This is a genomic window from Aliivibrio wodanis (assembly GCF_052920805.1).
This window is the reverse complement of sequence record NZ_JBREXA010000002.1, coordinates 1,149,441-1,172,789: the sequence shown is the minus strand read 5'-3', so window position 1 is coordinate 1,172,789 and position 23,349 is coordinate 1,149,441. Positions and strand designations below refer to the sequence as shown.

The 23,349-nt window shown below is 39.0% G+C and carries 24 protein-coding genes, 1 pseudogene and 1 other annotated feature; of the genes and pseudogenes, 15 read left to right on the top strand and 10 right to left on the bottom strand.

All coding sequences use genetic code 11. From position 1 onward, the window contains the following. The first annotated feature begins 4 nt into the window (after nt 1-4). Nucleotides 5-131: a sequence feature (His leader region), on the top strand. Nucleotides 132-203: 72 nt separating this feature from the next. From hisG to ACU5DF_RS13205, 10 genes are all read left to right on the top strand, one after another. Continuing rightward, a complete protein-coding gene (gene hisG / locus ACU5DF_RS13250) occupies nt 204-1,100 on the top strand; it encodes an ATP phosphoribosyltransferase (RefSeq protein WP_446713218.1) in 897 nt (298 codons plus the stop codon). Between the two features lie 5 nt (nt 1,101-1,105). Next, nucleotides 1,106-2,410 (top strand): histidinol dehydrogenase, encoded by a 1,305-nt coding sequence (gene hisD, locus ACU5DF_RS13245; RefSeq protein ID WP_446713217.1) that lies wholly within the window; start codon nt 1,106-1,108, stop codon nt 2,408-2,410. Nucleotides 2,411-2,419: 9 nt separating this feature from the next. Then, the gene (gene hisC / locus ACU5DF_RS13240) at nt 2,420-3,460 is read left to right on the top strand and encodes a histidinol-phosphate transaminase (RefSeq protein ID WP_446714238.1); all 1,041 of its coding nucleotides are present in this window, start codon (nt 2,420-2,422) and stop codon (nt 3,458-3,460) included. Between the two features lie 236 nt (nt 3,461-3,696). Further along, nucleotides 3,697-4,770, top strand: a complete 1,074-nt coding sequence (hisB, locus tag ACU5DF_RS13235) for a bifunctional histidinol-phosphatase/imidazoleglycerol-phosphate dehydratase HisB (RefSeq protein WP_446713216.1) — start codon at nt 3,697-3,699, stop codon at nt 4,768-4,770. Between the two features lie 8 nt (nt 4,771-4,778). Continuing rightward, nucleotides 4,779-5,393 (top strand): imidazole glycerol phosphate synthase subunit HisH, encoded by a 615-nt coding sequence (gene hisH, locus ACU5DF_RS13230; RefSeq protein ID WP_446713215.1) that lies wholly within the window; start codon nt 4,779-4,781, stop codon nt 5,391-5,393. Nucleotides 5,394-5,507: 114 nt separating this feature from the next. Next, nucleotides 5,508-6,245 (top strand): 1-(5-phosphoribosyl)-5-[(5-phosphoribosylamino)methylideneamino]imidazole-4-carboxamide isomerase, encoded by a 738-nt coding sequence (gene hisA, locus ACU5DF_RS13225; protein WP_446713214.1) that lies wholly within the window; start codon nt 5,508-5,510, stop codon nt 6,243-6,245. After that, nucleotides 6,227-7,000 carry an imidazole glycerol phosphate synthase subunit HisF gene (hisF, locus tag ACU5DF_RS13220; protein ID WP_061002089.1) on the top strand — a complete coding sequence of 258 codons (774 nt, stop codon included), beginning with the start codon at nt 6,227-6,229 and terminating at the stop codon, nt 6,998-7,000. Before hisA ends, hisF begins: the two co-directional genes overlap by 19 nt. Beyond that, the gene (hisIE, locus tag ACU5DF_RS13215) at nt 6,997-7,617 is read left to right on the top strand and encodes a bifunctional phosphoribosyl-AMP cyclohydrolase/phosphoribosyl-ATP diphosphatase HisIE (RefSeq protein WP_446713213.1); all 621 of its coding nucleotides are present in this window, start codon (nt 6,997-6,999) and stop codon (nt 7,615-7,617) included. The genes hisF and hisIE overlap by 4 nt, the downstream gene beginning before the upstream one ends. Before the next feature lie 110 nt (nt 7,618-7,727). Further along, entirely contained in the window at nt 7,728-8,411 is a 684-nt protein-coding gene (locus ACU5DF_RS13210; protein ID WP_446713212.1) for a TIGR01621 family pseudouridine synthase, read from the top strand. Then, complete coding sequence (locus ACU5DF_RS13205; protein WP_446713211.1) at nt 8,411-9,376, top strand: class I SAM-dependent methyltransferase; 966 nt, start codon at nt 8,411-8,413, stop codon at nt 9,374-9,376. The genes ACU5DF_RS13210 and ACU5DF_RS13205 overlap by 1 nt, the downstream gene beginning before the upstream one ends. A 116-nt stretch (nt 9,377-9,492) precedes the next feature. Here ACU5DF_RS13205 and ACU5DF_RS13200 read toward each other — a convergent pair whose 3' ends face one another. The 3 genes from ACU5DF_RS13200 to ACU5DF_RS13190 all read right to left on the bottom strand — a co-directional run bounded on the left by ACU5DF_RS13200 (nt 9,493) and on the right by ACU5DF_RS13190 (nt 11,314). Then, nucleotides 9,493-10,239 carry a substrate-binding periplasmic protein gene (locus tag ACU5DF_RS13200; RefSeq protein WP_446713210.1) on the bottom strand — a complete coding sequence of 249 codons (747 nt, stop codon included), beginning with the start codon at nt 10,237-10,239 and terminating at the stop codon, nt 9,493-9,495. Between the two features lie 341 nt (nt 10,240-10,580). Next, the gene (locus ACU5DF_RS13195; protein ID WP_045101764.1) at nt 10,581-10,982 is read right to left on the bottom strand and encodes a GspS/AspS pilotin family protein; all 402 of its coding nucleotides are present in this window, start codon (nt 10,980-10,982) and stop codon (nt 10,581-10,583) included. A gap of 29 nt (nt 10,983-11,011) precedes the next feature. Then, nucleotides 11,012-11,314, bottom strand: coding sequence for a YciI family protein (locus ACU5DF_RS13190; protein ID WP_045101765.1), 303 nt, complete (start codon nt 11,312-11,314; stop codon nt 11,012-11,014). Nucleotides 11,315-11,617: 303 nt separating this feature from the next. Here ACU5DF_RS13190 and ACU5DF_RS13185 point away from each other — a divergent pair. From ACU5DF_RS13185 to ACU5DF_RS13165, 5 genes and pseudogenes are all read left to right on the top strand, one after another. Then, nucleotides 11,618-11,825: pseudogene (locus ACU5DF_RS13185) on the top strand (LysR family transcriptional regulator); the annotation flags it as partial. Nucleotides 11,826-12,076: 251 nt separating this feature from the next. Continuing rightward, entirely contained in the window at nt 12,077-13,198 is a 1,122-nt protein-coding gene (locus ACU5DF_RS13180) for an ISAs1 family transposase (RefSeq protein WP_446711344.1), read from the top strand. Between the two features lie 34 nt (nt 13,199-13,232). Further along, complete coding sequence (locus ACU5DF_RS13175) at nt 13,233-13,766, top strand: substrate binding domain-containing protein (RefSeq protein WP_446714237.1); 534 nt, start codon at nt 13,233-13,235, stop codon at nt 13,764-13,766. Nucleotides 13,767-14,158: 392 nt separating this feature from the next. Next, nucleotides 14,159-15,439 carry a hypothetical protein gene (locus ACU5DF_RS13170; RefSeq protein WP_446713209.1) on the top strand — a complete coding sequence of 427 codons (1,281 nt, stop codon included), beginning with the start codon at nt 14,159-14,161 and terminating at the stop codon, nt 15,437-15,439. A gap of 19 nt (nt 15,440-15,458) precedes the next feature. Next, entirely contained in the window at nt 15,459-15,926 is a 468-nt protein-coding gene (locus tag ACU5DF_RS13165; protein WP_045101768.1) for a hypothetical protein, read from the top strand. 75 nt (nt 15,927-16,001) lie between these two features. Here the strand turns inward: ACU5DF_RS13165 and yciA are convergent, their stop codons facing one another. From yciA to trpD, 7 genes are all read right to left on the bottom strand, one after another. After that, nucleotides 16,002-16,343, bottom strand: coding sequence for an acyl-CoA thioester hydrolase YciA (yciA, locus tag ACU5DF_RS13160; protein WP_446714236.1), 342 nt, complete (start codon nt 16,341-16,343; stop codon nt 16,002-16,004). A gap of 251 nt (nt 16,344-16,594) precedes the next feature. Beyond that, nucleotides 16,595-17,140, bottom strand: coding sequence for a septation protein A (locus tag ACU5DF_RS13155; RefSeq protein ID WP_446713208.1), 546 nt, complete (start codon nt 17,138-17,140; stop codon nt 16,595-16,597). A gap of 195 nt (nt 17,141-17,335) precedes the next feature. Beyond that, nucleotides 17,336-18,586, bottom strand: a complete 1,251-nt coding sequence (locus ACU5DF_RS13150; RefSeq protein WP_446713207.1) for a dicarboxylate/amino acid:cation symporter — start codon at nt 18,584-18,586, stop codon at nt 17,336-17,338. A 316-nt stretch (nt 18,587-18,902) separates the two neighbouring features. After that, nucleotides 18,903-19,709 (bottom strand): tryptophan synthase subunit alpha, encoded by an 807-nt coding sequence (gene trpA / locus ACU5DF_RS13145; RefSeq protein ID WP_446713206.1) that lies wholly within the window; start codon nt 19,707-19,709, stop codon nt 18,903-18,905. Continuing rightward, a complete protein-coding gene (gene trpB / locus ACU5DF_RS13140) occupies nt 19,709-20,902 on the bottom strand; it encodes a tryptophan synthase subunit beta (RefSeq protein ID WP_446713205.1) in 1,194 nt (397 codons plus the stop codon). Before trpB ends, trpA begins: the two co-directional genes overlap by 1 nt. 10 nt (nt 20,903-20,912) lie before the next feature. Continuing rightward, a complete protein-coding gene (trpCF, locus tag ACU5DF_RS13135) occupies nt 20,913-22,325 on the bottom strand; it encodes a bifunctional indole-3-glycerol-phosphate synthase TrpC/phosphoribosylanthranilate isomerase TrpF (RefSeq protein WP_446713204.1) in 1,413 nt (470 codons plus the stop codon). 5 nt (nt 22,326-22,330) lie between these two features. After that, nucleotides 22,331-23,338, bottom strand: a complete 1,008-nt coding sequence (gene trpD, locus ACU5DF_RS13130; protein ID WP_446713203.1) for an anthranilate phosphoribosyltransferase — start codon at nt 23,336-23,338, stop codon at nt 22,331-22,333. Nucleotides 23,339-23,349: the final 11 nt, after the last annotated feature.

Here is a 23,349-nt window from a genome sequence, read left to right as displayed (position 1 = left end):
ACATCCATCATCACCATCATCCTGAGTAGTCTTTCGGGAGGATATGCATATCCGGGAAGGCAATTAGAATTTCCTTCCGATGAATACAATTTCAAACCCTCGGAAGGTAAAACTTCTGAGGGTTTTTTCGTTTTATGACCAAAAAATTGAGCAATTGATAGTTAACAACAAATTTAGAATTACATTTTTACAAGGAAGAGATTATGTCATCACAACGTTTACGTATCGCGATTCAAAAGAAAGGCCGTTTATCTAAAGAGTGCCAAGAGCTATTTAAGCGTTGCGGTATGAAATTTAATATCTCAGGTGAGCGATTAGTGGTTCATTCTGAAAATATGCCAATTGATTTATTGTTAGTTCGTGATGACGATATTCCAAGTCTAATCATGGATGGTGTCGTTGACTTAGGTGTGATTGGTGAAAACGAATTAGAAGAAGTGCGTCTAGAGCGTAAAGCATTGGGCGAGCCTTCAGCATTTACCACTCTGCGCCGTTTAGATTTTGGTGGTTGTCGTTTATCTATTGCTATAGATAAAGATGAAACGTACAACGGTCCACAAGATCTTGCTGGTAAACGTATCGCAACGACTTACCCACAATTACTTAAAAGCTTTATGGACGAGCAAGGTATTCCGTTCTCAACTTGTATTTTAAATGGTTCTGTTGAAGTTGCTCCACGTGCAGGCCTTTCTGATGCGATTGCCGATCTAGTATCGACAGGCGCTACTCTTGAGGCAAATGGCTTAAAAGAAGCTGAAGTGATTTTCCGCTCTAAAGCCACATTAATTCAACGTGAAGGTGAGTTTGACGCAGATAAAGCAGCATTAATCGAAAAACTTCTAACACGTATGCAAGGGTGTATTCAGGCCAAAGAATCTAAATACATCATGCTACACGCGCCAACAGATAAACTAGAAGCGATTAAATCATTACTACCAGGTGCAGAAGATCCAACAGTACTTCCTTTATCAAGTGATGGTGCAAAAGTGGCGGTTCACCTAGTCAGTACTGAAAATCTATTCTGGGAAACAATGGAGCAACTAAAAGCACTGGGTGCGAGCTCTATTCTTGTATTGCCAATTGAGAAGATGATGGAGTAACCATTATGAAAACCCTAGTTTGGCAATCACTTAGCGATTCACAGCAAGATACTGTCTTACAACGTCCTGCTATTACCGAAGGCGCAAATATTACTGCTGCGGTAACTAGCGTGATTAATACCGTTAAACAAGACGGTGACGCTGGCGTATTAGCGTTAACAGAAAAGTTTGATGGTGTGAAACCAGAGTCGATTCGAGTATCTAAATCAGAGATAGAAGCAGCAAGTGAACGTTTATCTGAAGAGATGAAAGCGGCGCTACAACAAGCGTATAGTAATATCTCTAAATTTCACAAAGCTCAAAAACCGCAACCAATTAAAGTAGAAACACAACCAGGTGTGGTGTGTGAGCAAATCATAATGCCGATTAATAAAGTGGGTCTGTATATTCCAGGGGGCAGTGCGCCATTACCATCAACGGTATTAATGTTAGGTATTCCTGCTCAAATCGCCGGTTGTCAAAAAGTGGTGTTGTGTTCTCCTCCACCAATTGCAGATGAAATTTTATACGTTGCAAAACTATGTAAAATTGATGAAGTGTACAACATCGGTGGTGCTCAAGCCGTTGCTGCCATGGCTTACGGTACTAAATCTGTTTCTAAAGTGGATAAGATTTTTGGTCCTGGCAACGCATACGTCACTGAAGCTAAGCGTCAGGTATCTAATGATTTCCGTGGCGCAGCGATAGATATGCCAGCAGGTCCATCTGAGGTTTTGGTTATTGCGGATGAAACGGCAGATCCTGATTTTATTGCTGCGGATCTTTTAAGCCAAGCAGAGCACGGTCCGGATTCACAAGTGGTTCTTGTCACTCCATCACCGATCATTGCTGATCAAGTGGCAGACGCAATCGAGAAGCAACTAAAAGAGTTATCTCGCTCTGATATTGCACGTAAAGCACTAGGTTCAAGCTTATTAATTATTGCTGAATCACTAACGCAATGTGTTTCAATTTCAAACTTTTATGGTCCTGAGCACTTAATAGTTCAAACTAAAAACCCACGTGAATTGCTGCCACTACTGGATAATGCAGGCTCTATTTTCTTAGGTAATTATTCGCCTGAATCAGCAGGGGATTACGCTTCTGGAACCAATCACGTATTACCAACTTATGGTTATACAAAAACCTACTCAAGTTTGGGTTTGGCTGATTTTTCTAAACGCATGACGGTACAAGAATTAACAGCAGATGGCTTAAAAGGCTTAGCTCCGACAGTGGTAACAATGGCTGATGCAGAAGGACTTGATGCTCACAAACGAGCGGTTACAATCAGAATTGAAAAATTAGCTAAATTAGAAGCGAATCAATAGGAATTCATGATGGAAAAGTTAGCCAGAAAACAAGTGCAAGCATTAACTCCTTATCTCTCTGCTCGTCGTATTGGTGGCACAGGAGATGTGTGGTTAAACGCCAATGAATCCCCATTTGATAATGAATACAAATTCAATTTTGCACGCCTTAACCGTTACAGTGAATGTCAACCACCAGAGTTGATCAATGCTTATGCGGCTTATGCAAATGTAAAACCAGAGCAAGTGCTAACGTCACGTGGTGCTGATGAAGGTATTGAACTATTAGTTCGTGCGTTTTGTGAGCCAAATGAAGATGCGATTTTATATTGCCCGCCAACCTATGGGATGTACTCAATCAGTGCAGAAAGCATTGGTGTAGAGACGAAAACCGTACCACTAACTTCTGATTGGCAGTTAGATCTTCCTACAATAGAAGAAAGCTTAGAAAACGTCAAAGTCGTGTTTGTGTGTAGCCCAAATAATCCAACAGGCAACATTGTTAATCGTAAAGATATTATTTCATTGCTTGAGATGACAAAAGATCGCGCAATTGTGGTAATGGATGAAGCTTACATCGATTTTTGTATGGAGAAGTCTACGGTCGATTTACTGGCTGATTATCCACACCTTGCGATTCTTCGTACACTATCAAAAGCCTTTGCACTGGCTGGCTTACGTTGTGGTTTTACATTAGCCAATGAAGAACTGATTAATGTATTACTTAAAGTGATTGCGCCATACCCAGTGCCAGTTCCTGTGGCTGAAATTGCGACTCAAGCCTTATCTGAAGCAGGTTTAGCTCGAATGAAATACCAGATGCTTGATTTAAGTGCTAACCGTGCTTATTTACACGCAGGGTTAATGGTATTGAATGGTGTCACCGTCCATGAAGGTTGGGGAAACTATTTATTAGTGCAATTCTCTGATGGCGATGCAGTGTTTAAAGCAGCGTGGGATCACGGTATTATTTTACGTAATTCACCAATTAAAGATTGTGTGCGTATCAGCGTAGGTAATCGCGAAGAGTGTGAAAAAACTCTTGGATTTATTCGTAATCAATTAATGTAATCTTATCCCCAAGCTTAGGAATAAGGCTTGGGGCTTGTAATACCAATCGTAGTAAATAATTGGTCATCCTAGCTGGTTAAAATGCTCGATAACTGCGTTGAAATTTTTGATTGTAGAATAACTACTTATCGAAAAATTTCGTCTTGTTCTCAAGCATTTTTCCTTCGCTATTTCTGAACACTTATTTACTGTGATTGGTATAAGAATAGAATTAGAAAAATTAAAAGGACGTTCCTGTGAGCAAACAACAAAAGATTTTATTTATCGACCGTGATGGCACCTTAATTGTTGAGCCGCCTGTCGATTTTCAAGTAGACCGTTTAGACAAGTTAAAGTTTGAACCTTTGGTTATCCCATCTCTACTTTCTCTTCAAGATGCAGGTTATCGTTTAGTGATGGTAACGAACCAAGATGGTTTAGGAACAGATAGCTACCCACAAGATGAGTTCGATGCGCCACACAATATGATGATGGAGTTTTTTGAATCTCAAGGTGTTAAATTTGATGATGTACTGATCTGTCCTCACTTTGAAGAAGACAATTGCTCATGCCGCAAACCTAAATTGGGCATGGTAAAAGAGTATCTTCAAGGAGGAAAAGTTGATTTTCAACACTCGGTTGTGATTGGTGATCGTCAAACGGATCTTCAATTAGCAGAGAACATGGCAATCCGTGGCATTCAATATCACCCTGAGACAATGAACTGGCCTGCGATATTAAAAGATCTAACCGTAAATGCGCGTACTTCAGAAGTGATCCGCACGACTAAAGAAACGGACATTAAAGTGTTTGTTAATTTGGATGAGCAGGGTGGTAATACAATCTCAACCGGCCTTGGTTTCTTTGATCACATGCTTGATCAAATCGCTACGCACGGCGGTTTCCAAATGAAGATCAATGTAGAGGGCGACTTACACATTGATGATCACCACACCATTGAAGATACGGCTCTAGCACTAGGCGAAGCGTTAAAAGAAGCATTGGGTGATAAACGTGGCATTGGTCGTTTTGGTTTTAGCTTACCAATGGATGAGTGTTTAGCACAATGTGCGCTGGATTTATCTGGCCGTCCATATCTGAAATTTGATGCGGAATTTAGTCGTGATCAAGTGGGTGATTTATCAACAGAAATGGTGGTTCACTTCTTCCGCTCGCTTACAGATACGCTTGCTTGTACGTTACACCTTTCTTCTGCTGGTCATAATGATCACCACATTATTGAAAGCTTATTTAAAGCGTTTGGTCGTACATTACGCCAAGCGATTAAAGTGGAAGGTAATGAACTGCCAAGCTCAAAAGGCGTATTGTAGGAGTGACTATGACAAAGCAAAATGTCGTTATTATTGATACAGGTTGCTCTAACGTATCGTCAGTGAGATTTGCGATTGAGCGTTTGGGTTATGACGTTACGATAAGCAGAGATCCACAAGTGGTATTAGCAGCAGATAAGCTGTTTTTACCGGGAGTAGGAACAGCAAGCGAAGCGATGAAAAACTTAGCTGAGCGTGATCTCATTGAGTTGGTTAAACAAGTTGAAAAGCCGCTATTGGGTATCTGTTTAGGTATGCAACTGCTTGGTAAACTCTCTGAAGAGAAAGGTCAAAAGGCAGATCAAATTGTGGATTGCTTAGGCTTATGTGATGGTGAAGTTCGTAAGCTTCAAACTGGTAATTTACCACTACCTCACATGGGCTGGAACACAATTAAACCCGTTGAAGGTAATTCGCTGTTTAAAGACATTCCAGAGAACAGTTACTTTTACTTCGTACACAGCTTTGGCATGCAAGTGGGTGATTACACCATTGCTTCTTGTGACTATGGACAACCGTTTACCGCCGCATTACAAGTGGGTAATTATTACGGTGTTCAGTTTCACCCAGAGCGTTCAAGTAAAGTGGGTTCAAAGCTTATTCAGAACTTTTTGGAGCTATAAGAGCAGGGACGAGGTGCGAGGTCGCTTCGCTTCGAGGTTTTAGGGCTCTTACTCGTCCCTCGGATCTCGTAATGAGCGTAGCGAATGTTCTCGGCTCTGTTAATAAGGATATTTATGATCATTCCAGCATTAGATTTAATTGAAGGCCAAGTGGTTCGTCTGTTTCAAGGCGACTACGGGCAAGTAACAGAATATAAAGTTGATCCGGCTGAGCAGTTTAATCTGTATCACCAAGCCGGCGCAAATTGGCTACACCTTGTTGATTTAACGGGTGCAAAAGACACAACAGCACGTCAGTTAGATTTGATTGCTCGTTTGTTAGCAAGCACCCCTGCCAATATTCAAATTGGTGGTGGCGTACGTAACGAAGCGGATGTACAAGATTTATTAAACGCTGGTGCACAACGTGTGGTTGTTGGTTCTACAGCGGTAAAACAGCCAGAGCTTGTCAAAGGTTGGATGGCAAAATACGGTGCAGAAAAAATCGTATTAGCGCTAGATATCAACATTGATGAAAACGGCACTCGTAACGTTGCTATTTCAGGTTGGCAAGAAGATTCAGGCGTAACGATTGAAGCATTGCTTGAAGATTACCTAACGGTTGGTTTGAAACATGTATTGTGTACTGATATCTCACGCGATGGCACGCTGCAAGGCTCGAATGTAGAACTTTACGTAGACCTATGTAAACAGTACCCACAAGTGCAATTCCAATCTTCTGGCGGCATAGGCTCTCTGGATGATATCGCTGCGCTTAAAGGCTCTGGTGTTGCAGGAGTGATTGTTGGTCGAGCATTGCTTGATGGCAAGTTCACCGCAGAGGAGGCATTCCAATGTTGGCAAAGCGAATAGTTCCTTGTCTTGATGTAAAAGATGGGCAAGTAGTAAAAGGCGTTCAATTTCGTAATCACGAGATCATTGGTGATATTGTCCCTCTGGCGCAGCGTTACGCAGAAGAGGGCGCGGATGAATTGGTATTTTATGATATTACCGCATCAAGTGATGGTCGTGTAGTTGATAAAAGCTGGGTAGCACGCGTAGCTGAAGTGATTGATATTCCATTCTGTGTGGCAGGTGGTATTAAAACCGCCGAAGATGCAGCGAAGATTTTAGAATTTGGTGCTGACAAAGTATCAATTAACTCACCAGCACTGGCGAATCCAGAACTTATCACAGAGCTTGCAGATAAATTTGGTGTTCAGTGTATCGTTGTAGGAATTGATTCTTACTTTGATAAAGAAACGGGTAAATACCAAGTTTACCAATTTACCGGCGATGAAGAGCGTACCAAAGCAACCAAATGGGAAACCAAAGATTGGGTGCAAGAAGTTCAAAAACGCGGTGCGGGTGAAATTGTATTGAACATGATGAATCAAGATGGTGTGCGTAATGGTTACGATCTTGAGCAATTAAAAATGGTACGAGAAGTGTGTCATGTGCCATTAATTGCATCAGGCGGTGCAGGTGAAATGGTTCACTTTGCTGATGCCTATAAAAAAACAAACGTGGACGGTGCATTAGCTGCATCTGTATTCCACAAACAAATCATCAATATTGGTGAATTAAAAGAATATTTAGCCCAACAGGATGTAGAGGTGCGCCGATGAGCCAACAAGAATTAGCAACACGAATTGATTGGGAAAAAGTGGATGGGTTAGTGCCTGCTATTATTCAAGATTTTGGTTCAAGCCAAGTATTGATGATGGGTTACATGAATCAAGAAGCACTGTCGAAAACATTAGAAACAAAGAAGGTTACGTTTTTCTCTCGCACTAAAAATCGTTTATGGACCAAAGGCGAAGAGTCAGGCAATAGCTTGAATCTAGTTAATATTTCTCTAGATTGCGATAACGATACTTTGCTTATTAAAGTTAATCCAGTAGGCCCAACGTGCCACACAGGAACAACCACCTGTTGGGATGGCGATAAAACCGAAGAAACGCAATTGGTGTGGCTTCATCAGTTGGAACAGTTACTTGCCGAGCGTAAGAATGCTGATCCTGACTCATCTTACACAGCAAGTCTCTATGCCCGTGGCACCAAACGTATTTCGCAGAAAGTTGGTGAAGAAGGCGTTGAAGTCGCGCTTGCAGCGACGTCGGGTGACAAGGCGGAGCTAGTGTGTGAATCAGCAGATTTGATGTATCACTTGTTTGTTCTGCTTCAAGATCAAGGCTTGTCGTTTGATGATGTGATTAACAAACTAAAAGAACGTCATAAATAATTTTCTTCAATTGTAAAAATAATAAATCAACGCTGATCATCTGATCGGCGTTTTTATTGGAATTGAGATACCATCCTCGCTATACTCTGCGCTCAATTTTAGGAGCGCCAATGTTCGATATCCTTTATCAAAATTCAGATTTTCTTGTTATCAATAAACACCCTAATGTTAGCGTTCATAAAGACGATGGTGATACATCACTATTGATTGAGCTAGCTAAAGTCACTGGTGATAAACAGCTTTATCTTATTCATCGTTTAGACAAGATGACATCAGGGTTGTTGCTTATTGGTCGTAATCAGTCGGCCGCAAGTGAATTATCACAACTTTTCGCGAAGCGTTTAGTTGAGAAATACTATCTAGCCATTGGGGATAAAAAGCCTAAGAAAAAACAAGGTTTGGTTATTGGCGATATGGAGCGTTCACGTAGAGCGTCATGGAAGCTGATCAACAGTAAAGAAAACCCAGCGATTACTCAGTTTTTTTCAACTGCCGCGCATGATGGTAATCGCCTATTTTTATGTAAACCTCACACTGGTAAAACTCATCAAATTCGAGTGGCTTTAAAAAGCGTAGGTTCTGGTATTTTAGGTGATTCAATTTATAGCTCGTCTAAGGCTGATCGTGGTTACCTTCATGCATATGCCTTGCGATTTACCTATCAAGAGCAAGCGTTTGAGTTTGCTGAATTACCAAAGCAAGGTGCGGAATGGGAAAATGAAACCATTCAAGCAGGATTAACCCAATGGCAAGCGCCATGGACATTAACTTGGCCAGAGATTAAGAAGAAATAATGAAAATAGAAGCATTAAACACGTTATTTACGCATCTTGAACAGCAACTGACTCAACCATTAGGTGAATTACGCCGCTTATTTCATGGTCGTGGTCAATGCTTTGAAGGATTAGAGCAAATTACGATAGATTGGTTACAAGCGAAAGATTCGAATGGCCAAGGCTCTCAAGGTCAACTAGTTGTGGCGTTATTTAAAGAGCAAGAACCTGAATTTGTAGAAGAGTTAGAAGCTAGACTAAAAGCATTTGCAGACTCAGAGTTATGGATGAATGCCAAAGGGACTTCTATCTTATTGCAACATCGTTATCAAGAATTAGCGCCAACACAAGTGGTATGGGGAGAAGAAAATACGTTCCCTGTCGTTGAAGAAAACGGTTTAAGGTACCAACTAGAGCTGAAAAAGAACCAGAATATGGGTATCTTTTTAGATATGCGTTATGGTCGTCAGTGGGTTCAAGAACACAGTGAAGGCAAGTCGGTATTGAACTTATTTGCGTATACGTGTGGTTTCTCTGTGGCTGCTATTGCTGGTGGTGCGACGCAAGTTGTTAACCTCGATATGGCGAAAGCGTCATTAGGTCGTGGTCGTGATAATCACCGCTTAAATGAACATGATCTGTCTAAAGTTAAATTCTTGGGACATGATATATTTAAGTCGTGGGGTAAGATTAAGAAATTAGGCTTATATGATTTGATCATTATTGACCCGCCAAGTTTCCAAAAAGGCAGCTTTGCGTTAACCAAAGATTATCAGAAGATCTTGCGTCGTTTACCAAGCTTATTGAGCGAAACGGGTGAAGTATTGGCATGTGTGAATTCCCCTGCGGTATCTACTGATTTCTTGATTGATGGTATGGCAGAAGAAGCGCCTGAATTAAAATTTGTAGAGCGTTTAGATAACCCGCCAGAGTTTGCAGATATTAATCCTGAAAGCGGCTTAAAAGTGATGTGTTTTACCCGTTAATATATTGAATTATATAAAGAGAACTTATTAGTAGAAAGGGAACTTTAAATATCATGTATTAATATTAATTGATGCATGATATTCATATTCTTCACAATGTTTTTTATTTTTAAGTATTATTTACTTATCTCTAACTCATTGAAATATTGGTCGATTATTTTTTGATAGGTGCCACTTTTTTTCATTGAATTAAGAATTTGGTCAAAGTTATTTATTAACTTTATGTGCTGATTTTTTTTAGAAAATGCAATATAGCTTGGAGTTGACTCTACTGGAGGTTCCTCTAAGTGAAGTTTATTTGTTACCCCCATATTAGCAGAAATAAATCGAGCACCAAGTTCATTGTTAACCCAAAAATCAGCCCTTTTGGAAGATATCATTAAGACGCATTGCTCTGCAAAATCCACTTTATAGACTGCTTTAAATTGCTTTTTATCCAACATACTGTCGAACCACGAGCCATAACTCACGTTATTAACTACACAGAGTCTATATTCACCAATTCTCGACTTTTCCCAATTGACAGTACTGCTCTTTGATCTAATTATTCTAATAGTCTGATTAAACAGAATTTCCTTACTATAATCGGCAAACTTTTCTCTAGATGGTGTTTTAAATGCTGTAAAAATGGCATCAGCACTACCATTTTCAACAGAGCTTATAGCTCTTCCCCATGGTAAAATTTCAATTGTTATAGGAGTGCTCATCTGTTGAAAGATATGCGTTATTAGCCTAACAGCAACACCATCTAATTGATCGTTGTTTTGAGTTATATATGGAGGATAGTCCAGTGTAACTAATTTTATTTCTGCGTTTGACATTCTAGGGAATAGTAGACAGAAAATAAGAAATATCTGTTTCATATCGTACTCTCTTTCAGCGACAAGGCCTTCAACTTAAGCTTAGAACACTTTATTATCTTTAAAAAGAAATTATCTTTTTCAATTTGATATCTAGCTTACTTTGATGCTGATGAGACTATGGCTTTTCAAACCTTGCTGATCAAGTGTTTGAACAAAATCTTATTTTAGTGGAAGTAATTTATATGATTAGAGCTTTTCTATTAAATACTAACTGTGCTCGTTTTGAATCACCTATTTTAGTTTCAAATACGAATAAATAGTTAGATATTGCAGTATGTAGAGGCACTAGCTATTAATAGGCTAGTACCTTTTTGCTAAATTAGCTATCGATTCACGTTGGTTCATTTAGTTACGTCTATTGCTTCTCGCGCCAAACAAGACTGTTCAGTAACTAAGATGTCATTTTGTTTTTGGCCGCGTGAATTACGGATCAAATAACGATAAGCAACCCCTTTTTCTAGAACCGGTCGAATTTCATTATCATTACAGTAAGTGGTAATACTTGTTTCTATAATCTGGTTCGTATTCGTGTCGCCATTACCACTATCTAAAAAGACCATTTCAACCACACCTTGTCTTTCTTTTACTTGAAGTAAAGTTAGTGATCCAATCTCAAGTGGAAGGGTGCTCGAAAGAATACTAGCGCGATAATCAGCTAGCATTTCAATTTCTTGTTGCTGTTCGTTAGAGGCACAGCCAGAAAGTAGTAGGGTGCTTAACGCGGTAAGAATAAGTTTTTTCATTATAGTTCTTATAGTTTAAATTTATATTATTAAGCAGGAAGTACTTTTTTAAATGGCTTCACGACTACATTCGCATAAACCCCTGCATCAATATATGGGTCGTTGTTTGCCCATTCTTTAGCTGCATCTAATGAATCAAATTCTGCAATAACGGTTGAACCAGTAAACCCTGCTTCTCCAGGGTTTTCCGAGTCGATTGCTGGCATTGGTCCTGCAACTAATAAACGACCTTCATTTTGTAATAAAGTAAGGCGCTCTAGATGTTTTTCACGAACACTTAAACGACGTTCCAGACTATTCTCAACATCTTGAGAAAAAATTACATACCACATGGTGAGTCCTTTTATTTTGTATCATCATTGATACCCCATCATAAAAAAAGCTCAGACTATAAACCAGAGCTTTTTGATAATTAATCAGAAAATTTCTAATAACTACGCATTTTTAGGAATTGAGCGACCAGTTCTTGGTGTGATCCTAACATGTTCACAAGGAAGCTGTTGTTGTTAATCTTGAAGTGCTCTCTCTTACTATTAATTATTGTGATTCTTATTCAAAATTAGATGGCTTGGATATAAATTAACCATGAATTAGAGTCATTATTCAGTTTTTATAAAATAAGAGAACCTCGAATTATGGACAGATTAAGTGCATTAAAGGTATTTATTACGATTGTGGAGCAAGGAAGCTTATCGGGAGCAGCAAAGTTATTAGATATTGAAAGAACCAAAGTTTCTCGATATTTAAGTGAATTAGAAGATTGGGTTGGAACACGTTTATTACATAGAACAACACGAAATCAAAGTTTGACCCAAGCAGGTGAAAAAACATTACAACGAGCTTATCAAATAGATTTTTTAACGGGTGATATTAATACAATTATAGATCGCCAAAATGACACATTATCGGGTCGCTTACGTATTACTAGTTCATACGCAATGGTTGATGTTTTTTTACTAGAAGCTGTTAATGAATTTTGTACATTGTGGCCTCAAGTCAGGGCAAGATCACGAATGTTTTTTAATCAATTAAACGATCGATTTGACGATCAGATTTACCTGTGATCATATACCTCCTTTAACGAGGAGAATTCGATGCACATTGACCATTTTAAAGAACACTTTCATGAAATAACAGACCAAAGACAAGGTGCAAAAGTAACCTATTGCCTTTTTGAAGTTCTATTCGGCTCAATGTGTGCTGTTATTGCAGGAGCAAAAGGCTGGTTTGATATTAGAGAATACATTCTTGGTCATCACGCTTGGTTTGAACGTAATGGTATGTTTTTAAATGACATTCCTGTCGATGATACGATTGCTAGGATTGTTTCAAATATTGAACCAGAGCAATTTCATCAATGCTTCGTCTCTTGGATGTCTTCAGTGCATTCTTTAACTCAAGGCCAAGTCGTTGCTATTGATGGCAAGACACTTCGTGGCTCTTATGATCGAGACGACCGCTCAAGTACTATCCATATGGTGAGTGCTTACGCCTCTTCAAACAAATTGGTTTTAGGGCAGTTAAAAACAGAGCAAAAAAGTAATGAAATAACAGCTATTCCAGAGCTTATTAAGATGCTTGATATTAAAGGCGCATTAGTGACTATTGATGCCATGGCATGCCAAACGGCAATAGCCAAAGTCATAATAGATAAGGGCGCAGACTACTTATTAGCAGTAAAAAACAATCAAGGCTCGCTACGCAAATCTGTTGAAAAAGCATTTTCAAATCAACGCTCTACAGTAAACAAACTCATTAACCTTGAGCAAGGTCATGGCCGTATTGAATCACGTCAAAGTTATGTATTACCAAGTACAGCTCTAGAAGGTAACTTTTCTCGTTGGAAAGGCTTAAAAAGTATCATCATGATTGAAAGCTTTCGTGCCATTAAAGGAAAACAGCCCAGTCTAGAATATCGTTATTACATTAGCTCAAAAGAATTAAGTGCAGAGCAAGCAGCAGTGGCGGTCAGAGAGCATTGGGGGATCGAATCAATGCACTGGGTACTCGATGTCAGCATGAATGAAGATGCTTGCTCTATATTCAAAGATAATGGTGCCGAAAACCTTTCCTGCTTACGACACATGAGCTTGAACATGCTCAGAGCTGAGCCCACAAAACTGAGTATCGTGGGTAAACAAAAGCGATGCATGATGAATACTTCAATGCTTGAATCTGTTTTAACGGCAGGTTTTTTCTCAGAGGTTAAAATTTAACCACTCATGCGGTTGCCCTGGGCCTCAAGTTAAAATTGAACTTATTGTTGCAGATAAACATATTAACTTAATTGAAGATGGAATAGATTTAGCCGTTCGAATTAGTAACGATTTAGATCCTAATATTGTTGCGAAAAAAATTGGTATTTGTCGCTCAGTTATTGTCGCTAGTCCTCAGTATTTATTAGCCAATGAGGTTGAGATTACAACCCCCAAATCTTTAATTGAACATAATTGCCTTTCTTTTAGTTATTTTGGTAAACATGAGTGGAGTTTTTACCGTGAAAACGAAAATGAAAATGTAGCTATTTCAGGGAGATTGATTGCCAATAATTCTAATATCTTACTTAAAGCTACCTTAGATGGTGCTGGAATTAGTTATCAACCTCTAGCGTGTGCTTGGCCTTTAATTCAATCTGGAAAACTTGTTCAACTATTAACGGATTGGGAAGCTAAGAATTTAGATGTACACCTTGTCTATTCTAATAGGAAGCAGATGACTTTATTACATCGACGGTTTATTGATTTTGTTTCTAATAAAATGTCGTTAAATTCTTTGTGGAATTAATATTAGTGCGAATTTTGCAAAAGTGTTATGTGGATTTAAGTCTATTTATTTTAATTTAAGTGATTAATATAAAGATGGTTAGGGGAACAAAACATATTTCAATTTATTGAATATCATATTATTTTCGTTGCTATAATGCATTTGAGTAGTTAAATTTTAATTAGTCAGTAAATGAAAGATAATCATAAATTAATATTATAATCTACATTAGCTTGTTCAAATTAAAAGATATTTCTTGTTTTTTCTATAGTAATCTCTTTGATATTAAAGCTTGTAGTTTTATTAAGTTGTAAAGTTAAGTTTCTCTCAATTATTTATATAGCTTTAATTTTCGGGTGTCTGAATATTGTTAAGGCTATGAATAGTTTATAAATTACTAATCAGGAGATCTTATGTTCAGTTATATCCATAATAAGCCCGTAAAATTTGGAGTATTATCCAGTGTGATTATTACTTCATTTTGTTCATTAGGTGTTAATGCTAATGTGATTGAAATAAATCCAATCGTTTCGAATCCTTTTGGAGCATCAAAAAAAGACATTTGTGAGTTGTATAATGATCGAGTAAAAATAGCGAATGCTAAGTTAAAAAGGTTAGACTTAGCAGAAATTGAATCGCAAAATACTTGTACTTACGTCCCTTTAAGTCGTGGACAAATAGAAGTTTCATTGCATCCATTTAAATACAGTGTATATCCAAATGGTTATAATCCTTGGGCTCAAATGACAGAAAAGGTAGATATTACCAATGAACTTGAGCTAGTTATGCTATCTGGTGGTAATGAGACTACCTATGTGGTTTATGCAACTGGAGGAGCTCAACTTAGAGAACAAAATTTTCGTTGTATTGGAACGATCACTCCGAGAATTTGCTCTCATGCTCCAAATTATAATAACAACGATATAAAAGGAAATTTAGTTGCTAGTTGGGATGCTTGGGGCTACAGACAATTAAATAATGTATTTAATAACGTAAAAACACAAATACAAACTGTTAATTCTCAAAATAATCCAGCAATACCGGGTGGGGATACCAATTCACGTTATTGGCGACTAGATAAATTTTTCCCTGAAACAAGCACTCAAAATAAAACATTAGATATTGCAAAATCAACAAGCATTACATTTGGCGTTGATGGTGGTATAGCTACTGATGCTAAAGGTGCTTCAGTTAATTTTGCGGTGGGCTATGAAAGTGGATACTCAACTGAAGAAACAGTAATGACAGTTCATGGCACTGAGTTAACATCAGATACGGGGTCTAGTTCTGAATTTAAACTTAACGTAGATGCAATTTGGCCTATATCTGCTTTTAATACTGAAGTTCATTCAGGATCTAGTAGCGTTGTTGATAATAAAATAGGTCAGTCGGCTTGGCGTGACATTGATTTTAGTTCATTTACCATTTGGCGAGAAACTATAAATTCGGGCAACTGTAAACCAGACAAAGGTCTTAGGGAGCAGATATTTAGACATACTTTAAGTATGGATCGTGGTCAATATGATGCGGATCATGACAGTAATGTACTAACGGTAGTTGAAAAGTCTCCAGGTTACAGTGCAAGTTATGATACTTACGCAACGTCAAAAAACTTCTTGGTTGAGACAAAATGTGTTGAGGGCAGATCAGGTAAGTTGTATCGAGTTCATGAAACTGGAACGTTAAACCGATAACTATATTAGGACTTAAATTATGAAAATGACATCAATATTGACTTTAACTGTCGCAACGTTCCTTTCTGTTTCTACACTGGCAAATCCAGTTCATTTGTTAGTGGATAATGCAACGAACTCGTCGCTTGATGTAGTAACAGAAATGGTTAGTATGGAAGGGCCCGTTGAATCTACATCGGGAGAAAAGGCGCTCTATGCCTCGAGTAATCATGCAATGGTTGTGCTAGATTCAAGTCTTGTGCTTCAACAGCATTCTTCATTAGAAAAGGAACGCTTTGCCAATGCAAAGTCAATTGTGATTGTTGGTTCACCAAAGGACAATATGCAAGTATCAAAAAGGTTGTTAGGCTATGGTGTTGAAGATGATTATCTCGTTATTACAAATGTTGACCAACCTGAAGAGTTAGCATTGACCTATTTTACTAAGGTAGATACCGCGAGTGATGCTGAAACAGTAAAAGCATTAATTAAAGCAGCAATGAAATAGTATAGGTTATTATTTTTTAATAGCTTTATTTATTAAAAAATAAGTAAAAGCAGAAGGTTGTCTTCTGCTTTTTTTCTATTTTTTGATTGGACGCGGTTTCCCTTTAGCATCAATAGCTACATAATTGAATGTGGCATCACACACCATAAAACGGTCACCAATGCCGTGTTCTTTTACTGGCTTGATCCATACTTCTAAATTAATCGACATAGAAGTACGACCAATTTTTATACATTCGCCATAACAGCAGACAACATCACCTACTTTTACTGGCTTTTTAAAGGTAATACTAGAAACAGATACGGTAACAATACGGCCGCCAGAAATTTCTTTGGCTAAAATGCCACCAGCTAAATCGAGTTGAGACATGATCCATCCACCAAAAATATCGCCATTGGCATTGGTGTCTGCTGGCATAGAAAGAGTACGAAGAAGAAGTTGGCCTTTAGGGGCTTGTCCAAGGTTATCTGGGGTAGTCAAAGTAGGTTCCAATACAGCAAAAATGAAATTGGCGGCAGTCTATCATAAAAAAACAGATATAAAAAAGCCGTGCGATAAAACAGCACGGCTCAGAGAGCTCTATTATAGTTTTTGATGATAATTTAATTTATAAAATTATTTATTATTCAATCGTTTACTTGATTTTATTTGTGTATAGGAAACTAAGATTACTCTTGCTCTTCTTTTGCCTCTTTTGGCATGTGTTTATAAACGTACATACCTGTAAGCAATGTGTATAAGAAGGTGAGCCCAAGTAAGCCAAAGACCTTAAAGTTAACCCATACATCTAATGGCATTTCAAATGCTACATATAAGTTAGCAATAGCACATACAGTGAAGAATAAGATCCATGCATAGTTGATCTTGTTCCATTGAGGATCAGTTAGCGTTACTTCTTTGCCTAGCATGCCTTTAATTACAGGTTTACCTATAATTTGAGAGACTAATAAACCTGCCGCAAAGACGCAGTATACGATTGTTACTTTCCACTTTATGAAGTTGTCATCATGTAAGAAGATCGTCATGCCACCAAAGACGGTCACCATAAGAAAGGTGATTAGCTGCATTTTTTCAACTTTCTTATAAAGAACATAAGTCAAAATAAGTTGAACAGCTGTGGCTATAATAAGTGCACCTGTTGCAGTGTAAATATCGTACATTTTGTACAGGGTAAAAAAGATAATCAGTGGGATAAAATCTAAAATCTGTTTCATAGTTATAGGTTGAGCCAATAATTAATTATGTAGCGAGTGTATCTAAAATTTACAGGGGAGGGAATCGCTAAAAATTACTTGTTACATTTTATGCGTGCTTGTTGGTGAAAAAGAAAAGCCAACTCATTATGCTTTCAACTAGAAAGAGCAAGTGTGAGTTGGCTTAATAATATCTGATGTAAAGAAGTAATGAATTTACGCTTCTTTATTTTCTGTCGTTGCTTCTATTGTTTCTTCAACCATAGAGTCAACAATTACGGCACATGCAGCATCACCAGTGATGTTAAGAGCAGTACGGATCATGTCAAAGATACGGTCTAATGCGAATAGAAGCGGTAGGCCTTCAATTGGAATACCAGCAGCAAGCAGAACAGCAACAACTAAGAAAGAGGGACCAGGAACGCCTGCCTGACCAACGGCACCTAACGTTGAGGTTACGATGATTGCAACATAAGCCCCAATTGATAGGTCAATGTTGAACAGTTGTGCGAAGAAGATAGCAACTAGGCCGTAGTAAATTGCGTTACCAGACATATTGATTGTTGCACCTAATGGCAAAACAAACGAGGCAGTAGAGTTACGAACCCCTAAGTCTTTTTCAACTGTTTCCATAGTTACAGGAAGTGTTGCCATTGATGACGCAGTTGATAATGCAACCGCTTGTGGTTTTTTCATTGCAATCAGAAATTTCTTTGCAGAGGTTTTAGTTAGTAGGCCAACCATTAACGGGTAAGCGATAAAACCAAATACAAGAATAGCTACGATATAAACCACAAACAGTTTAAATACGACCATTAATGCGCCAAAACCAAATGTACCTACTGCTTCAGCCATTAAGCCAAACACGCCAATAGGAGCAATGATCATAACCTTGTTGATCATCCAAACCATTATATCGACAATGCTATTAACCGTATTAAGCATTGGTTCACGACGTTTTTTCTCTAGTTTAGAAAGACCAATACCAAAAAATAAGCAGAAAACAAGAATTTGCAGAATATTTGCTTCATTTAATGATTGGAATACATTGGTAGGGATCATTCCTGTAATAGTTGCCCAGAAAGTTGGCAGTTCACCTTTTGCGGCGTACGCTGATGAGAACATACCTTCAACGCCAGAGACATCAATGCCTTTGCCTGGTTCAAAAATCTCACCCATGAACAGCGCCAGTGCAACAGCAAGTGCTGAAGTGATACCGAAGTAACCTAAAGTTGTTAAACCAACTTTACCTGCATTACTGCTATTACCTAGTCCTGCAGCTCCAGAGATTAGAGCAACCGCAACTAGTGGAATAACCAGCATTTTAATTAGGTTAATAAAGATGGTTCCTAATGGAGCAAACATAGCGGCAGATTGCCCCATTGTTGCACCAACCATGGTACCTACGATCATTGCAATAACGACTTGAACGCCAATATTGTTGAGAAGTCCTTTTTGTTGTAACACTTTATCTACCTCTATGCTGTTTTTGTAACAAGACGAAGTTTGTATGTCTTGTTAAATATGTATTTATTGGTTAAATATATTGGGAGCTGTTTTACACGCAATATTTACATCTATCAATAGTTTTATCAAATAGATCTCATTTTATGTAGTTTTATGTAGGGTGTTTGTTTCTTTTTTGTGCGCCATGATACTTATTATTACTTATGTTAGTAAACGGACTCTAATTAATATTTAACGTAATAAAGCAGTGAGAAAAGTGATAAATAAAAAAAGAGCTCGTGATGAGCTCTTTTGGGGTAAGGTAATGTGTTAAATGTTATTTTTGTGTTGCAGCTTTCATCAATGAAGTAAACGACGAAAGAGCCTCAAGTAAAGCGGCTGGATTATCTTGATGTTGCTCAATGATCTTTACTGTAGCAGAGCCTGAAATAGCTCCTGCTGCACCGGCTTTAATTGCTTCTTCTACTTGTGCAGGCTCTGAAATACCAAAACCTAAGATAGCAGGTGGTGCATCAAATTGATTTAAGCGCTCTAATAGTTGAGCTACTGGCATACCTGCTTTAGTTTCTGCGCCTGTAACACCAGCACGAGAAAGAAGGTAAGTGTAGCCACCACCTAACTTAGCAACGGTTTCTAACGTTTCATCTGATGCTGATGGTGGAGCAATGAAGATAGGGTGAACATTATGCTTAATCGCGCTTGCTCTAAACTCGTCTGATTCATTGGTTGGAACATCTGCAATCAACACAGAATCTACACCGGCTTGTTGGCATTTAGCATAGAAAGTATCGATGCCGTTTGCGAATACAAGGTTAGCGTAAACTAATAGACCAATTGGGGTTTCAGGGTATTTGGCTCGGATTTTTGCGATTAAATCAAAGCACACAATAGGCGTTGTTTTGCTGTTTAATGCACGAATGTTTGCGCCTTGAATTGTCGGGCCATCCGCCAGAGGGTCAGAGAATGGAATACCTAATTCAAGGGCATCGGCACCTGACTCAACTAACGTTTCCATGATCTGATAAGAAAGCTCAGGGGTTGGATCTCCAATCGTTACAAAAGGAACAAAGGCACCTTGGTTTTTTTCTGCTAATTTAGCAAAGAGGTCTTGATAACGATCCATTAGATTTCTCCCTTTTCTTTTAGAATGTCATGAACAGTGAAGATGTCTTTATCACCACGGCCTGATAGGTTAACCACTAACAGTTGTTCTTTTTCTGGTTCAGCGTGCGCCAGTTGAAGTGCATAAGCCAGAGCGTGAGACGATTCTAATGCAGGAATAATACCTTCGCCTTTTGCTAACGTTTGGAATGCTTCTAGCGCTTCATCATCGGTCACTGAGCCATATTCAGCACGACCAATTGCATTTAAATGTGCGTGTTGTGGACCTACCGATGGGAAATCAAGACCAGCAGATACTGAGTATGATTCTTCAATTTGACCATGTTCATCTTGCATTAATGGTGCTTTCATACCAAAGAAGATGCCAGTTTTACCATGTTTAAGTGGAGCGCCATGTTGGTCGGTATCAATACCTTTACCGGCTGGCTCAACACCAATCAGTTTTACCTCTTCTTCTTCTTCAATGAAGTCAGCAAACATACCAATGGCGTTTGAACCGCCACCAACACAAGCAATAACGGCATCAGGAAGACGACCTTCACGTGCAAGGATCTGCATTTTTGTTTCTTCACCAATCATTCGTTGGAAATCACGAACAATCGTTGGGAATGGGTGAGGGCCAGCGGCTGTACCTAATAGGTAGTGCGCAGTTTCATAAGTTGCAGACCAGTCACGTAGTGCTTCATTACATGCATCTTTTAGTGTTGATGAACCTGAATGAACAGGGATCACTGTTGCGCCCATTAGCTCCATACGGAATACATTTGGGCTTTGACGTTCAATATCTTTAGCACCCATGTAAACACGACATTTTAAACCAAGTAGAGCACAAGCAAGAGCCGTCGCAACACCGTGTTGACCTGCGCCAGTTTCAGCAATGATCTCTTTTTTACCCATACGTAGTGCGAGTAGGGCTTGACCTAATACTTGGTTAGTTTTGTGAGCGCCACCGTGCAGTAAATCTTCACGCTTTAGATACAATTTAGTTTTAGTACCCTTGGTTAGATTACGACAAAGCGTAAGGGCAGTAGGACGACCGGCGTACTCTTGCAGTAACGTCATAAACTCAGCGCGGAAATCTTCGTCTGCTTGAGCGTCAATGAAAGCTTGCTCAAGTTGATCAAGTGCTGGAACTAAAATTTGTGGAACGTACTGACCACCATATTCGCCGAAGTAGGCATCTAATTTTGCCATGATATTTTCCTTAATAATCTCGTAATGCGCTAAATACGGCGCGTAATTTTTTGTGATCTTTTTTACCTGGAGCTGATTCGACACCAGAGTTGAAATCTAATCCGTAACAGCCAAGTTGTGCAGCTTTTTTGGTATTGTCGAGTGATAAGCCACCGGCCAGCATAATGTCGTTATGTGGCAGTTTACTCCAATCAAAACTAACACCAGTACCACCGGCTTGAGTGCCAACTTTACAATCTACCAACACTTTATCAGCAAGGCTTTGAGGAAGGGAAATGCTTTGTGCATCATCTGACACAGAAATAACATTCCACACTTGGCAACACACGGGTAGCTGTTTTTTTAGCTCTGCAATGTATTCTTCACTCTCAGAACCATGCAGTTGAACCACGGCAAGAGATAGCTCATTTGCTCGTTGTGCAACAGTAGAGATTGTCTCGTTTTGGAAAACACCCACATAATTTAATGTGGTTGCTTGAGTGATGGCTTTTGCTGTCTCTAGTGAAACAGAGCGAGGTGATTTTTCTACAAAGATCAATCCGCCATACACTGCACCTGAGTTATAGACTGCTTTTGCATCTTCAATAGAAGTTAACCCACAGACTTTGTTTTCACCTAGAATCACTTTTCGAGCTGCCAGTTCTAGATTTTCTTCTGCCATTAACGAGCTACCAATTAAAAAACCTGTTGCGTGTTTCGCTAGATCTTTCACTTGCTGATGGTTATAGATACCAGACTCAGAAATGATCGTTGTGCCTTTTGGTAGCAGTGGTGCAAGTTCTTTCGTGCGGTTCAAATCGGTAGATAAATCACGTAGATTACGGTTATTAATCCCAATTACTTGTGCTTCTAATGCAACAGCTCGGTGTAACTCTTCTTCATTACTGACCTCCGTGAGCACACCCATCCCAAATGAATGAGCGACTTCTGCAAGTTCTTTGTATTCTTTATCGTTAAGTACAGAAAGCATTAGTAGAATCGCATCAGCACCGTAATGGCGAGCTAAATACACTTGGTATGCATCAATCATAAAATCTTTGCATAGAATAGGCTGATTAACTTGGTCACGAATAATTGGTAAGAAATCAAAACTACCTTGGAAATACTTTTCGTCCGTTAACACAGAAATCGCACTGGCGTGTTTGTTGTAGACTGAAGCAATGTAGTTAAGATCAAAATCTTGGCGAATTAATCCTTTCGATGGCGATGCTTTTTTACACTCAAGAATAAACTCGGTTTTGCCCGTTTTTAATGCATCATAAAAACTGCGATCAGAATTTGTTAGGCCATTCTTAAAGGTATCTAGAGGCTGACTTTCTTTACGTTCACTTATCCAAATCGCTTTGTCTTTGACAATTTTAACTAGCACTTCAGCCATTTGGGTATTTTCTACTGAGATGTGCTCAGATAATTGTTGTGTCATCTTTCTTATCCTCGTGCAGCCAGTTGTTGAACTAGCTCAAATGCTTTACCTGAGTTCATCGCATCAATGGCTTTTTGCGCATTGGCTTTTAAATCTTCATGTCCAAACAGGCGCATTAATAGAGCAACGTTAACCGCAATCGCGCCCAGTTGGGCGTCAGTCCCTTTACCTGTCAAAATATTAGTAATAATGGCTCTGTTTTCTTCTGGTTCTCCGCCTTTAATTGCTTCAAGCGGATGAGTGTCTAAACCAAAATCTTCAGGCGTTAATGTGTATTCTTTGATTTCGCCATCAATAATTTCAGCGACGGTTGTTGGGCCATGAATGGCAACCTCATCTAAGCCTGAACCAAATACAACCGCTGCGCGTTTCATTCCCATGTTCACCATGGTTTCTGCGATAGGGCGAACCAGTGACTCATCGTACACACCCATTAACTCAATGTTTGGACGAGCAGGGTTGATCAACGGACCAAGGATATTAAAGATGGTGCGTGTTTTCATGGTTTGACGAATTGGCATCGCGTGACGAACACCACCGTGATAATGAGGAGCAAATAAGAAGGCAACGCCTAAATCATCAACCGCTTTACGTGTGTCTTCTGCTGACATCGCTAAGTTGATACCAAAAGAATCTAATAAGTCAGAAGAACCTGATTTGCTTGATACGCCACGATTACCGTGTTTTGCGATTTTTAATCCACAGGCTGCTGCTACAAAGGCTGCTGTGGTGGAAATATTGATTGTATTTGAACCATCACCACCTGTGCCTACGATATCTGCAAAATCATAATCTGGACGAGGGAATGGGTTCGCATTTTCGAGCAGAGCTTTTGCAGCGCCAGCAATCTCGTTAGGCGTTTCGCCTTTTATTTTTAAACAAGTTAGCGCGGCGGTAAGTAGAATCGGATCTAACTCGCCTTTAATAATTGCATCAAAAAGAACTTGGCTTTCCGCTTCTGAAAGAGAAACTTGGTCGTACAATTTAGTAAAAATGGCTTCAATTTGAGTCATGAGAATATCCT

Excerpts from the sequence above, each read along its gene's own strand:
- hisG (WP_446713218.1), top strand. The coding sequence starts at position 204 with ATGTCATCACAACGTTTACGTATCGCGATTCAAAAGAAAGGCCGTTTA.
- hisD (WP_446713217.1), top strand. The coding sequence starts at position 1,106 with ATGAAAACCCTAGTTTGGCAATCACTTAGCGATTCACAGCAAGATACT.
- hisC (WP_446714238.1), top strand. The coding sequence starts at position 2,420 with ATGGAAAAGTTAGCCAGAAAACAAGTGCAAGCATTAACTCCTTATCTC.
- hisH (WP_446713215.1), top strand. The coding sequence starts at position 4,779 with ATGACAAAGCAAAATGTCGTTATTATTGATACAGGTTGCTCTAACGTA.
- hisA (WP_446713214.1), top strand. The coding sequence starts at position 5,508 with ATGATCATTCCAGCATTAGATTTAATTGAAGGCCAAGTGGTTCGTCTG.
- hisF (WP_061002089.1), top strand. The coding sequence starts at position 6,227 with ATGTTGGCAAAGCGAATAGTTCCTTGTCTTGATGTAAAAGATGGGCAA.
- hisIE (WP_446713213.1), top strand. The coding sequence starts at position 6,997 with ATGAGCCAACAAGAATTAGCAACACGAATTGATTGGGAAAAAGTGGAT.
- ACU5DF_RS13210 (WP_446713212.1), top strand. The coding sequence starts at position 7,728 with ATGTTCGATATCCTTTATCAAAATTCAGATTTTCTTGTTATCAATAAA.
- ACU5DF_RS13205 (WP_446713211.1), top strand. The coding sequence starts at position 8,411 with ATGAAAATAGAAGCATTAAACACGTTATTTACGCATCTTGAACAGCAA.
- ACU5DF_RS13200 (WP_446713210.1), bottom strand. The coding sequence starts at position 10,239 with ATGAAACAGATATTTCTTATTTTCTGTCTACTATTCCCTAGAATGTCA.
- ACU5DF_RS13195 (WP_045101764.1), bottom strand. The coding sequence starts at position 10,982 with ATGAAAAAACTTATTCTTACCGCGTTAAGCACCCTACTACTTTCTGGC.
- ACU5DF_RS13190 (WP_045101765.1), bottom strand. The coding sequence starts at position 11,314 with ATGTGGTATGTAATTTTTTCTCAAGATGTTGAGAATAGTCTGGAACGT.
- ACU5DF_RS13180 (WP_446711344.1), top strand. The coding sequence starts at position 12,077 with ATGCACATTGACCATTTTAAAGAACACTTTCATGAAATAACAGACCAA.
- ACU5DF_RS13170 (WP_446713209.1), top strand. The coding sequence starts at position 14,159 with ATGTTCAGTTATATCCATAATAAGCCCGTAAAATTTGGAGTATTATCC.
- ACU5DF_RS13165 (WP_045101768.1), top strand. The coding sequence starts at position 15,459 with ATGAAAATGACATCAATATTGACTTTAACTGTCGCAACGTTCCTTTCT.
- yciA (WP_446714236.1), bottom strand. The coding sequence starts at position 16,343 with ATGCCAGCAGACACCAATGCCAATGGCGATATTTTTGGTGGATGGATC.
- ACU5DF_RS13155 (WP_446713208.1), bottom strand. The coding sequence starts at position 17,140 with ATGAAACAGATTTTAGATTTTATCCCACTGATTATCTTTTTTACCCTG.
- trpA (WP_446713206.1), bottom strand. The coding sequence starts at position 19,709 with ATGGATCGTTATCAAGACCTCTTTGCTAAATTAGCAGAAAAAAACCAA.
- trpB (WP_446713205.1), bottom strand. The coding sequence starts at position 20,902 with ATGGCAAAATTAGATGCCTACTTCGGCGAATATGGTGGTCAGTACGTT.
- trpCF (WP_446713204.1), bottom strand. The coding sequence starts at position 22,325 with ATGACACAACAATTATCTGAGCACATCTCAGTAGAAAATACCCAAATG.
- trpD (WP_446713203.1), bottom strand. The coding sequence starts at position 23,338 with ATGACTCAAATTGAAGCCATTTTTACTAAATTGTACGACCAAGTTTCT.